This window comes from Nocardia sp. NPDC051463 (assembly GCF_040681975.1).
In the GTDB taxonomy this organism is placed as follows: Bacteria; Actinomycetota; Actinomycetes; order Mycobacteriales; family Mycobacteriaceae; genus Nocardia.
Genome location: NZ_JBFBAB010000003.1, coordinates 150,451 through 162,659, shown reverse-complemented (window position 1 = coordinate 162,659; position 12,209 = coordinate 150,451). Strand labels below are relative to the sequence as shown.

Below are 12,209 nucleotides of genomic sequence, written 5' to 3'. Positions count from 1 at the left end.
CATGACCACTCCGCTCCCCCACCTCATCGGCAACTACGCGCCCGTCACCGAGGAACTCACCGCCCACGAGCTATCGGTCACCGGCCGGATTCCGGCCGAGTTGAGCGGTTGGTACCTGCGCAACGGCCCGAATCCGCACGCCGCCGTCTCGTCACACTGGTTCCTCGGTGACGGGATGGTGCACGGCGTCCGGTTGGACAACGGGCGCGCGATCTCCTATCGCAACCGGTGGGTCCGCACCTCCACTTTCACCGACGGAGCCCGTAGCTACGACAGCCGAGGCAACAGGAATCTTGCGGCCGGCGTCGCCAACACCCACATCATCCGACATGCGGGACACACGTTGGCATTGGTCGAGTCGTCCTATCCTTATGAATTGACCTGTGAGCTGGACACCGTGGGCCCCTACGACTTTCACGGCAAGCTGCGCACGGCGATGACCGCGCACCCGAAGACCTGCCCGACCACCGGTGAGCTGCATTTCTTCGGCTATGACGTCACCGGACCGACCTACTTGACCTATCACCGCGCCGACGCCGCCGGCAATCTACTGCTCAGCCGCCCTGTCGAGGTACCCGCCGCCACCATGCATCACGACTTCAACCTCACCACCGAGCACGTCGTATTCATGGATTTGCCGGTGGTTTTCGATATCGAGACCGCGAAAACCGGTGCAGGAATGCCATTCCGGTGGCGCGACGACTACCAGGCCCGCCTCGGTGTGCTGCGCCGCGACGATCCGCACGGCGCGATCCGATGGTTCCCCATCGATCCCTGCTACGTCTTCCACTCGCTCAACGCCCACGACGAACCGGGGCGCATCGTGTTGCACGTGATGCGCTACCCGCAGCTGTGGCGCACCGAATCGCACACCTACGACGAGGCCAGCCTCTGGCGGTGGACCATCGACCTGACCACCGGCACTGTCACCGAAGAGCAACTCGACGACCGCGCCGCGGAGTTCCCGCGAATCGACGACCGGCTGGCCGGACTGGACGCCCGCTTCGGACATGTCACGGTGTCCGGCGAATCCGGAACCGGCGCAGTGATCCGCTATGACCTGTATACCGGCAGCCACACCACACACGAGTTCCACGCGGGGCAGCTCCCCGGCGAGGCCGCGTTCGCCCCTGCTGACGAGCGACCCGACGGCGCAGGCTATCTGATGACCTACGTGTACAACGCCGATGCCGATCGCAGCGACCTGGTCGTGCTCGATGCCACAGACCTGGCCGCACCACCCCTGGCCACCATTCACCTGCCTGCCCGCGTCCCCCAGGGCTTCCACGGCAACTGGCTGCCCGATCTCTGAACGGCATCGCGCCGCGCCGGGTCGGCCACCAGCGAACCGTGCGCCGGTTGTCCACCACGTCAGCGCCGGCGGGTCGACGGTTGCCGCGTCAGCGGGCGCCTCGATCGGAACAACCGCCGGTCACGGGTTCTCGTCCGCTGGCCGGAACAGGGTGAGCGCGGCAGGTTGACTGATGAAGGTGAAGTCCTTGCCACGATGGTCGACCTCGCCGTCGGTGGCCAACGAGACGGGAGCACGGGTGACGCCGACATCGAGCCGGTCGGCCCGGCGGTGGACGTAGGTCGCCGAACGTTCCAGCGTTCCGGTGAGGGTCGCCCAGACCAGGCGCGTACGCGAGAAGGCGAGGTCGGCACGCAGATAGCGGATGTCGAGGGTGCCGCGGTGGATTTCGGGGCGCGACATCGGGATCTGATGTGACGGGTGGTAACGGCCATTGCCGACGAACAGCATCCAGATGGCCATGCGCTCGCCGTCGATGGTGGTGTGCAATGGCTGCGCACGAAAAAGTAATCGCACCATGGCAATTCCCGCGGCAGGCCATTTGCCGATGCGCTTCTCCCACCGCTCACGCAGCCGGACGAAATCCGGGTAACCGCCGAGACTGGCCGTGTTGATGAAGGTTTGGGATTCGGATCGGTCGAATTGCACGCGGGCGGTGTCGATCCGGACCACCTCCCCGGTATCGAGAGCTCGCAGCGTCCGCGCCATGTCCTCGACGCCCGCGTCGCGCGCGAAATGATTGAGTGTGCCGCCCGCGAACACCGCGAGTGGCAGTCGGTGGTGCACGGCCGCGGCCGCCACGCTCGACACTGTCCCGTCGCCGCCGAGGACGCCGAGCGCGACGATGTGCTCGCGGCCGAGCAGCTCGTCGAGTTGGGTGTCGAGGTCGGCTTCGGGGTCGAGCTCGAGGACCTGCGCCGCGGGCAGGCGTGTCCGCAGCTGTTGCAGGGCGTCGTCGGCGGCGCCACTGCCGGAGAACGGGTTGCCGACCAGGAGCAGCCCGTTCCCACCTCGCACCGGCTCGATCTGTGTGGTCGGCCCGAGCGTCGCCGGATCGTCGGGACGCGCCGCCCACCAGCGGCGGGTTGCCAGGGCAATCGCACCCCCGAGTGCCGCACCTGCCACGACGTCCGACGGCCAGTGCACTCCTATGTGCACCCGCGAATACCCGACCGCCAGTGCGACCGGCGCAACCAGAAACCCCGCTGTCGGCGATTCGAGCGCGACACCCGTCGCGAAAGCCGCGGCCGAGGCGGCGTGCCCCGAAGGAAACGACGACGACACCGGTGGTGAAACCAGTCTGCGCACGAAAGGCACCGACTCGTCCGGCGGTCGTCGGCGCGGAAACAATGGTTTGGCAATGCCATTGGCCACCGCACTCGCGACACTCACCGCGAGCAGCCCCCGCACCGCGCCGCGCCGCGGGGCCCGCTCGCCGACCACGACGAGGGCGGCAGCCACTCCCATCCACAATCGGCTGTAGTTGGCGCTCATGCTCAGGCTCCGCAGTAACCGGTCGGCTGCTGTGGGTGGCACCCGCGCGCTGCGGTCTACGAGCAACCGATCCAGGCCGTTTGTCCGCCTGTGCAGCTGCACGCTCGAAGTCTCACGGTTTCGGCGTCGCATTGCCGAAGCCTATCGACTGTCGCCGATCCATGTCGTCGCCACCGGCCCGCCGATTGTCTTCAGCGGTGGACCGATAGTCAGGACTTCGGTTCCACCACAGAAGAATTGGACACGGGCACGGCTGCCGCTCCGGCTACGGAATCGGGTCGGCCGAGCCGTCCGCGGAATCCGGTGCACTGCAGCAGTGACCTTCCAATGTGGCAGCGCTCGTGACAGCTAGCGCCGTGAGCTCGACGGGGAGCGCGGGCCCTTCGGCGACGACACCCGATCCACTCGATCAATCGACGCATTCGGTCACCGTCGTGGCGCGATGGGACCGCGCGGGTGTTCGGCAGCGTCGGGCCATGGCCATGAGGGGTAGCTCCTCGCTAGAATTTGTCTGCGAGTAAGGCGTGTCCGCAGGTTGTTCGCCCGCATGCGAGGTAGCCACGCATACGCTATCGCTGGTTTGTTGTCAGGTTCGTCCCGCAGCCAGGAGGATCAGTGACCGCCGTTGAGCCACAGCCAGTGCCGCAGTTGGTAGCGACGCGGCCGTTTCCTGCGCGGTTCGGGCCGAAGGGCTCGGCCATCTACCGGCTGGTCAGCACGACCGACCCGAAGATGCTCGGCCAGATGTACCTGTTCACGTCGATGTCGTTCTTCATGGTCGGCGGCCTGCTTGCCCTGCTGATGCGCGGTGAGCTGGCCAGGCCGGGTCTACAATTCCTTTCGCCGGAACAGTTCAATCAGCTGTTCACCATGCACGGCACGATCATGCTGCTGTTCTACGCGACAGCCGTGGTGTTCGCGTTCGCGAATATCGTGCTTCCCCTGCAAATCGGCGCACCCGATGTCGCATTCCCCCGTCTGAACGCCATCAGCTACTGGCTGTACCTGTTCGGTGCGACCATGGCTACCGCGGGCTTCGTCACCCCGGGTGGCGCCGCCGACTTCGGCTGGACCGCCTACAACCCACTTGCCGACATCGTGCACTCGCCGGGCGTCGGCGCCGATCTGTGGATCTTCGGCCTCGCGGTATCGGGCCTGGGCACCATCCTCGGCGCGGTCAATATGATCACGACGGTGGTGTGCCTGCGCTGTCCCGGCATGACGCTGTTCCGGTTGCCCGTGTTCACCTGGACGATTCTGGTGACCAGCATTTTGATCCTGCTCGCATTCCCGATTCTGACCGCGGCCCTGCTCGCGCTGTACTACGACCGGCACCTCGGTGGCCACATCTACGATCCGGCGACCGGCGGCACGCTGCTCTACCAGCACCTGTTCTGGTACTTCGGTCATCCCGAGGTGTACATCATCGCGCTGCCGTTCTTCGGCATCGTGTCGGAAATCTTTCCGGTGTTCAGTCGCAAACCGATTTTCGGTTACACCGCGCTGGTTTATGCGACGTTCGCCATCGGCGCCCTGTCGATCGCGGTGTGGGCCCACCACATGTACGCCACCGGGGCCGTCCTGCTGCCGTACTTCTCGTTCATGACCTTCCTGATCGCGGTGCCGACCGGGGTGAAGTTCTTCAACTGGATCGGCACCATGTGGCGCGGTCAGCTGACCTTCGAGACGCCGATGCTGTTCTCGGTCGGGTTCATCGTCACCTTCTTGTTCGGTGGCCTGTCCGGTGTCCTCCTGGCCAGCCCACCCATGGACTTCCACGTGTCCGACACGTATTTCGTTGTCGCCCACTTCCATTACGTGCTCTTCGGCACCATCGCGTTCGCCACGTACGCCGGCATCTACTTCTGGTTCCCCAAGATGACCGGTCGCATGATGGACGAGCGGCTCGGAAAGTGGCACTTCTGGACCACCTTCCTCGGCTTCCACACCACCTTCCTCGTCCAGCACTGGCTCGGCGCCACCGGCATGCCGCGCCGCTACGCCGACTACCTGCCCGGTGACGGCTTCACCACGCTCAACACCATTTCCACCATCGGCTCGTTCATTCTGGGCGCCTCGGTGCTGCCGTTCGTCTGGAACGTCTTCAAGAGCTTCCGCTACGGCGAAGTAGTCACGGTGGACGATCCGTGGGGTTACGGCAACTCCTTGGAATGGGCGACGACCTGCCCACCGCCCCGGCACAACTTCCACGAGCTCCCCCGGATCCGGTCGGAGCGACCAGCCTTCGAGTTGCACTATCCGCACATGGTCGACCGGATGCGCACCGAAGCGCACGTCGGCTGGGGTGCGCCCGTACACACCACCCACGAGGTGCACGAGGCGCACGCACCGAAGTAGCCGGGCCGGGTGGCTGCCGCTGCGCTCAGCCGCCGAAGACGACGCAAGACCAGCCGACATGGGCACCGGTGCCGACACGGATGTCCACGGTCGCGACGATGTTGTTGTCCGGCGGTTGGAGGGCGGCGAGCCTGTGCGTGCCCACGGTGGTCGGGACCCAGGCGAAGAGGGCGACGCCTCCCGTCGGGGCGATACCGCCGAGTGGGACGCCGTTGTCGTAGAAGTACACCCGGTCGACGGCCTCGGTGAGAATGGCCTCCAGCGTGTACGCACAGCCGGTGCCATAGTTCGTGGCGAGCCCGTAAGCATTGTCGGGGAAGACACCGAGCTGTCGCACCGCTGCGCCCGCGGTCGGTGTGGCGAAGGTGATGGCGGCCGTCGCCGCCACGAGCGTCGCCGCACCGGCCACCACGCGCAGACGACGGCGTGCTGTGGTGGCTGCCCTGGTTGCGATGGTCCGGTAAATCGTCATTCAAGTCCTCACCGCTCGACGCTGGAGCCCGAGCGTCGGCGTGATACCTCGAATCGTCGATCTACCAGGGCATATAGTGTGCGCAATCACCAAGTAGAACCTGTCTGGGCAGCTGCCCGTGCGAACGATGATATCGGCTCGACCGCGGCGCGACCGCTCGATCGTCAAGACGGTTCGTCGAAATCGCCGCAGGTCAGCCGCGCGAACTCGGACGACACGGCGAGCTGGACGGCGCATGGCCCGCTCGTCGAACGACGGGCCCGCGGTCGAAATGCCCGATCGCGGGCCACGTCGAGGGCGCGCACGACCGCGATCAGCCCCTCGGTGTGCCTTTTCAGTTCGATCGTTCGGGAGCAGGGTAGGACGAGAAGATCCGCCGCGTGCCGGGAACCAGAGCAGGGTCGCGCATGGTTGTCGCGCACAACAGCGGCGGGGATCCGCTCGATCGAGTAATCGACGACCCCGTCAGCTCGCCGTCACCGGTTATTCCGAAGTGACAACGCACCGCTGCGCGGCGTGCAGAATCGCCTGCTCGGCATCCCGGCTGAGGCGGCCGACCAGGTCCGCGGCGGACTCGATCCCGGTGATGAGATCGACAGCCTCGCCCGCCCACACCGGTAGGTAGTCCGGGTCCTCTCGTTCGGCCGCATCGCGATATTCCTGTAGCGCGACGGAATCACCGGCCAGTTCCGCCTCGCGGCCGTGCCAGCGGTCCAGGAATGCGTTGCGTAGGGTGCGGGCCGGATACTCGGCGGGCCACGGGGACCCCCGCGCAATATCGAGGGCCCGATTGCGCTCGGTGTCGCTCGCCCGCGCGGTGATAATGGCTTTGGCTTCGGCCGCCGAGATCAGTGCCTCGTGGGTCGCCTCGAAGCGGGTTCCGATGAGGGCGCCCGCGGCGCCGAGCGTCAGCGCCGCGGCGAGACCGCGGCCGTCGGCGATGCCGCCCGCGGCGAGCACCGGTGTGCCCGCGGCCAGGTCGACAACGCTCGGTACGAACGGCAGCGTCGCCCGAGCACCGCAGTGCCCGCCCGCCTCACCGCCCTGTGCGATGACTACGTCCGCTCCCGCATCGAGCGCGCGGCCGGCCTCATCCATGCTGGTCACCTGTACCAGCAGCCGGATGCCGGCATCACGAATCATCGCGGCGTACGGGGCCGGGTCACCGAACGACAGCATGATCGCGTGCGGGCGGCGCTCGACCACCGACAACACGATGTCCCGGTCGACCGCCCAGATCAACAGGCCGATGCCCCATGGCCTGTCGGTACGGGCAGCAGCGCGCCCGCATTCGCGATCGAGCCACTCGCGATCACCCCCACCGGAGCCGATCAACCCCAGCCCGCCCGCCTCGGACACCGCCGCGGCCAGCACCCCGCCGGCCACACCACCCATCGGCGCGAGCACGATCGGATGCTCGATCCCGAACATCTCGGTCAGATCCGTCCGCAAGCCCATCACCACCCCTTTCCGTCGCCATCCCAACCTACTATTCCCAACGAACCGGACACGATTGCGGCGACCGTCGAGCAAGCCCCGCCACCATGTCCCGTTCATCAGGTCCGGTCAGTGGATCCGGGGTGCGCCGGCCGATCATCACCGCCGCGCGAGCCGCTCAGGCTGCGTCGTCGCTCAATTGACGCGCGGCGACTCGAGTACGGCCATAGCGGCGTTGTGGCCAGGGATGCCGCTGACACCGCCGCCGCGCACTGCGCCTGCGCCACACAGGAATACGGTGCGGTGTCCGGTCGACACACCCCAGCGGATGGCAGGATCGTTGTCCGCGTCGTCGGCTCGGTACGGAAAGGCCAGATCTCGGTGGAAGATGTGGCCGCCGGGGAGACCGATCTCGTGTTCCAGGTCGAGTGGGGATTTCGCCTCGATACACGGGGAGCCGTGCTGGTCGAGGGCGAGACAATCGGTGATCGGCTCGGCGAGTACCGCATCCAGTTGCGCAAGAGTGGCCTGCACCGCTGCGGTCTTCGCTGCCTCGGGATCGGTGTCGAAAAGCCTGGCAGGCGTATGCAAACCGAACAGGGTCAGCGTGTGCAGACCGGCGGCGTCCGGCGCGAGGATCGAGGGGTCGGTCAAGGTGTGGCAGTAGATCTCCGACGGTGGCGCCGAGGGGATGTGCCCACCGGCCGCTTCCCGATAGGCGTGCTCCAGTTGGGTATACGATTCGGCGATATGGAAAGTCCCGGCGAATGCGTCGCGCGGGTCGGTGGCCGCGTCACGCAACCGCGGGAGCCGGCGTAGGACCATGTTCACTTTGAGTTGGGAGCCTTCGGGTTTCGGCTCATCGGGCTCGCCGAGCAGGCGTCGCAGCTCGTGCGGTGCCGCGTTCACCAGCACGTGGCCTGCTGCTACGGCACCGTCGCGGAAGCGCACTTCGGTCGTGACGGCATCGGTTTCGACTGCCATCACCTCGCAGTCGGTGACCAGTTCCGCGCCCGCGGCACGAGCAGCGACGGCAAGTGCGTCGGTGAGCGCGCCCATACCGCCGATCGGCACATCCCAGTCGCCGGTGCCGCCACCGATCATGTGATAGAGGAAGCAACGGTTCTGGCGCAACTCCGGATCGTGTGCGTGAGTGAAGGTTCCGATGAGCCCGTCGGTGAGCACGACGCCCCGCACCGTGTCGTCGGCGAACTCCGCCTCGATCGTCTCCCCCAGCGGTCGCTCGAACAACGCCGACCAGGTGGCGGAGTCGCCGACGATGCCTTGCAGTTGCGCCCGGGTGGGCAACGGCTCGGTCATCGTCGGGAACACTCGTTGTGCGAGCGCGCCCGTCCTTCCGTAGAACCGCTGCCATGCCTCGAAATCGTGATCGGACCCGGTGAGCCGCTCGAAGCTCTGCCGTGTCCGAGCCGCCGAGCCGGTGTCGATCAGCAATCCGCCCACACCCACCGGCGTGAACGAAGAGATCCGCCTGCGCCGCATCGCGAACCGCAATCCCAACTCCCGCACAATCTGCTGCGGCAACAAACTCACGAGATACGAATAGCGCGACACCCGCGCATCGACGCCCGCGAACACCTGTGCCGACACCGCCGCACCACCGGTGTAAGCCTGTCGCTCGAGCACGAGCACCGACCGCCCCGCCTGCGCCAGGTAGGCAGCGGCCACCAACCCGTTGTGACCACCACCGACGACAACCACATCGTAGAAGGAACCACTCGGCTTCATCCGTCCTCGATACCACGAATCGCCGCTCACGGTCCCGGTATGCACGAGTACAGCGGCGGGTCGCAGCTGCCGTCGCAGTCCCGGTTGGCTACGTCGGTGAACAGCAACGTCGTTTCTCGGTGGATTCTGGCGTCAGCTGATGGTCGTCACCTGTGCAAGGCACTTCACCGAGGCCTGGACGAAAGCGCTTACTCCATACGGGGGTCATCTCCCGATACGCCAATCTCTGAAGCAAGACCTGCTGAACCACTTGTCACAGCGCAAGGTAGAAGCGAGACAGGTCGCGAATGGCGCAGACAGGTCGCGTAACGACGTCGTCCACCGCAGTCCCTTCTCCAGCGGGCGGGATGGCAGTTCGAGTTCACCGCCACCTACCAAGCAACCGTGTCCTGCTACTTCGAGAATCTGGACAGGACAGGAGCCACCGGTCCGCACAAGTTCGGTGGCACCGGCAAGAACGAAACGGCGGCGGTCAACGACGCCAAGAGCAAAGCCCAAGCGGCAGTGCCTCAGGGTAAGAAAGTGAAGCACTGCCGAACCGGGAACGTATCGAAGCGCTGACAGAAAGGTCTCTGCATGGAGGACGACGATCGCCGGATCTGGCAGAGAGCAGTTGGTCTCGGCCTGCCCGACTCCACCGGGCCCGGATCTCGAGGCAGCGACGAGATCCACCCGATTGCACTGAAGCTCGAAGAGAGTGCCCATGGGATTCGAGGGGTGAACCGCATCCCCTGCTACACCGAGTTCGGCCCGATCATCGAGTTCGACGAGTTCGCTCACCGAGTTCGAGGTGACGCCTACGACCCAGCGACGGTGCCGGTCGAATGCACCCTCGCTGTCTATGTGACCGCGGACGAACTGGACGAACTGGACGAACTACTGCGAGCGGTCATGGAAGATCTCGGCGTCGCCGACGATGGATACTCAGCAGCCGCCGACCGAAAGGTCACTGTCGGCCTACGGGCCAACTCGCCGGAATCGCCAGACGCCAGTTTTTACCAGCACCTCGTCGACCAGTATCAGAATCAAATCGGCGCCGACTGACATAGTCCTCCGACGAAGAATCACCAAGCCCGCAGAGTGCCCTGGACAGAATCCCGGACGGACATCGAGCCCGTAGCCGATCTCTCCACGCTGAAGTCGGCTGCGGGGCATTCGGACCAGTAGTCCCGCGCGGCGAATCCTGTTGAGGCAGACAAGGCGACCCGGCCTCTGGGTCGGATCACTGATCGGCGGTCGGACATGGGCCATGGCCTCTCTCCCGCAGGCCACTCGCAACTACCGATGTCGCGCAGACGGTGCGCACACTTCTGGGTCGACAAGGCGACAAGTAACAGGCGCGGGTCGATCGCGAATCCGCCGGGTTTCGATGTTTTCCTGCGATTGACCCGCGCTCGCTTCACACTTATCTTCTGGCAAACGCCGTATGAGGGCAGCGTTTTCACCCGGGAGCAAAAATGACCGAAGCCCACGCACCGCAATCCCCAACACCGTCGGACGACGAACGAAGGCTCGCCGAACTCGGTTACAAACAAGAGCTATCCCGATCCTGGTCCGGATTCTCGAACTTCGCCATCAGCTTCACCATAGTCTCGATCTTGACGGGCGGATTGGCCAGTTACGGAATCGGTCTGGCCAACGGTGGACCGATCACCATGGCCTGGGGTTGGCCGCTGGTCTCGGTGATGGTGTTGTTCGTCGGTCTCGCCATGGCCGAGTTGGCCTCCGCCTACCCGACTTCCGGCGGCCTGTACTGGTGGGCTGCAGAGCTCGGCGGTCCGGTGTGGGGATGGTTCACCGGCTGGTTCAATCTGATCGGCCAGATCGCGGTGACCGCGGCCATCGATTACGGCGCGGCCATTTTCACCACCGCGGTGCTGAATGTCATCGGCATCGACATCGGAACCGATCGCACCGCGATTTTTCTCGTCTACATCGTCATTCTGGTGTTGCACGCGGTACTGAACGCGATCGGGCCGCATCTGTCGGCGGTGATCAACAACGTCTCGGCATGGTGGCATGTCGGCGGTGTAGCGATCTTCGTCATCGTGCTCGGGTTCGGCGCGAGCCACCATCAGAGCGTCGGGTTCGTCTTCACCGAAACCGTCGACAACAGTGCGGTCGGCTTCGGCGGGGTGGCGTTCAGCTTCCTACTCGGATTGCTGCACGCCCAATACACTTTCACCGGCTACGACGCCTCGGCGCACATGTCGGAGGAAACCCACGACGCTGCGCGCACGGCAGCCAAGGGCATCATCAACACGATCCTCGTCTCGGCCGTCGCCGGTTACTTGCTGATCATGGCGGTAACTTTCGCAATACCGAATCTCGACGACGCGCTGAATCCGGAAAAGAACAGTGGCTACCCGGTGATCTACATCCTGGAGAATTCGCTGAGTTCGTTCTGGTCGGGTCTACTGCTGATCATCGCGGCAATCGCCCAATTGTTCTGCGGATACGCCTCGGTGACCTCCGCGTCGCGCATGCTTTTCGCGTTCTCGCGCGACGGGGCGGTGCCGGGATCGGCACTCTGGAGCAAGCTTTCGGAGCGGAAGGTCCCGGTGAACGCGGTGCTGTTCATCTCCTTCTTCGCATTCGTGCTGCTGATTCCCTCGATGCTCGTGCCCGCGGCGAATGCGCCGGCCGCGTACGCGGCCGCCACCTCCGTCGCGACCATCGGCCTCTACATCGCCTATGGCATCCCGATCCTCTTGCGACAGCTGCACGGCAGCAGATTCCGCACCGGCCCTTGGCAACTCGGCCCCTGGTATCGGCCGGTCGGTATTGTCGCATTGATATGGATCGTGTTCATCAGCCTGCTCTTCATCCTGCCGACCGATGACCGTGGCTACCCATGGAACAACGAATTCACTTGGAACACCGTAAATTACGCACCGATCACACTGGTCGGCGTGGTCGGCGCGATCGGGATCTGGTGGTTCGTGTCGGCCAGGCGTTGGTTTACCGGGCCGAAGCGGACGGTGGAAGACACACCGCCGTCTACCGGAGTCTCCGAAGACGAAGCACCAGCCACCGCCTGACCAACTCGGCCGGCCGACCCCTGGCCGACACTGCGGCACCGCCGTCGGCGGCGCAGTGGACACCAGGGGCGGCGAGCCTTGTACCTCACCCTTACGGCGGCACCGTTCAGCCGACTACTCCACACTCGACGTCACCCACTATATTGCAGTTCAAGTGCAATAATACCTAAGGTGGGCTACCGAGCAGCGATCTCCCCTGTGAGCTTGCAGCCAGCCGGATCGAGACAGGAGATCGCCAATGGTCGACGATGATCGCGGGAACGCGGGCGGCAAGCCGGGAGCGCGCGTATCCCGACGAGGCGTGTTCGGCGTCGGGGCGGCAGCACTCGCGGCGGCGGGTGTAGGC

Annotated in this window: 8 protein-coding genes; 4 read left to right on the top strand and 4 right to left on the bottom strand. The window is 65.3% G+C overall.

Annotated elements, in window-relative coordinates:
* The first annotated feature begins 1 nt into the window (after position 1).
* Complete coding sequence (locus AB0M74_RS08060) at positions 2-1,312, top strand: carotenoid oxygenase family protein (RefSeq protein WP_364903141.1); 1,311 nt, start codon at positions 2-4, stop codon at positions 1,310-1,312.
* 120 nt (positions 1,313-1,432) lie between these two features.
* Here AB0M74_RS08060 and AB0M74_RS08055 read toward each other — a convergent pair whose 3' ends face one another.
* Positions 1,433-2,806, bottom strand: coding sequence for a phosphatase PAP2 family protein (locus AB0M74_RS08055; RefSeq protein WP_364903138.1), 1,374 nt, complete (start codon positions 2,804-2,806; stop codon positions 1,433-1,435).
* Between the two features lie 615 nt (positions 2,807-3,421).
* On the opposite strand from AB0M74_RS08055, the gene ctaD reads away from it, so the two are divergent.
* Positions 3,422-5,164 carry a cytochrome c oxidase subunit I gene (gene ctaD, locus AB0M74_RS08050; RefSeq protein WP_364903135.1) on the top strand — a complete coding sequence of 581 codons (1,743 nt, stop codon included), beginning with the start codon at positions 3,422-3,424 and terminating at the stop codon, positions 5,162-5,164.
* A 25-nt stretch (positions 5,165-5,189) separates the two neighbouring features.
* On the opposite strand, the gene AB0M74_RS08045 is transcribed toward ctaD, so the two are convergent.
* The 3 genes from AB0M74_RS08045 to AB0M74_RS08035 all read right to left on the bottom strand — a co-directional run bounded on the left by AB0M74_RS08045 (position 5,190) and on the right by AB0M74_RS08035 (position 8,822).
* Entirely contained in the window at positions 5,190-5,636 is a 447-nt protein-coding gene (locus tag AB0M74_RS08045; RefSeq protein ID WP_364903132.1) for a hypothetical protein, read from the bottom strand.
* 483 nt (positions 5,637-6,119) lie between these two features.
* On the bottom strand, positions 6,120-7,094 hold the full coding sequence (locus AB0M74_RS08040) for a nitronate monooxygenase (protein ID WP_364903129.1): 975 nt from the start codon (positions 7,092-7,094) through the stop codon (positions 6,120-6,122).
* A gap of 174 nt (positions 7,095-7,268) precedes the next feature.
* The gene (locus tag AB0M74_RS08035) at positions 7,269-8,822 is read right to left on the bottom strand and encodes an NAD(P)/FAD-dependent oxidoreductase (RefSeq protein ID WP_364903127.1); all 1,554 of its coding nucleotides are present in this window, start codon (positions 8,820-8,822) and stop codon (positions 7,269-7,271) included.
* Between the two features lie 576 nt (positions 8,823-9,398).
* Here AB0M74_RS08035 and AB0M74_RS08030 point away from each other — a divergent pair.
* Both AB0M74_RS08030 and AB0M74_RS08025 read left to right on the top strand, forming a co-directional pair.
* Positions 9,399-9,866, top strand: a complete 468-nt coding sequence (locus AB0M74_RS08030; RefSeq protein WP_364903124.1) for a hypothetical protein — start codon at positions 9,399-9,401, stop codon at positions 9,864-9,866.
* Between the two features lie 413 nt (positions 9,867-10,279).
* A complete protein-coding gene (locus AB0M74_RS08025) occupies positions 10,280-11,863 on the top strand; it encodes an amino acid permease (protein WP_364903121.1) in 1,584 nt (527 codons plus the stop codon).
* The last annotated feature ends 346 nt before the right edge of the window (positions 11,864-12,209 follow it).

What these genes read in the sequence shown, in the direction of transcription:
- AB0M74_RS08060 (WP_364903141.1), top strand. Translation starts at nt 2, where the DNA reads ATGACCACTCCGCTCCCCCACCTCATCGGCAACTACGCGCCCGTCACC.
- AB0M74_RS08055 (WP_364903138.1), bottom strand. Translation starts at nt 2,806, where the DNA reads ATGAGCGCCAACTACAGCCGATTGTGGATGGGAGTGGCTGCCGCCCTC.
- AB0M74_RS08045 (WP_364903132.1), bottom strand. Translation starts at nt 5,636, where the DNA reads ATGACGATTTACCGGACCATCGCAACCAGGGCAGCCACCACAGCACGC.
- AB0M74_RS08040 (WP_364903129.1), bottom strand. Translation starts at nt 7,094, where the DNA reads ATGGGCTTGCGGACGGATCTGACCGAGATGTTCGGGATCGAGCATCCG.
- AB0M74_RS08035 (WP_364903127.1), bottom strand. Translation starts at nt 8,822, where the DNA reads ATGAAGCCGAGTGGTTCCTTCTACGATGTGGTTGTCGTCGGTGGTGGT.
- AB0M74_RS08030 (WP_364903124.1), top strand. Translation starts at nt 9,399, where the DNA reads ATGGAGGACGACGATCGCCGGATCTGGCAGAGAGCAGTTGGTCTCGGC.
- AB0M74_RS08025 (WP_364903121.1), top strand. Translation starts at nt 10,280, where the DNA reads ATGACCGAAGCCCACGCACCGCAATCCCCAACACCGTCGGACGACGAA.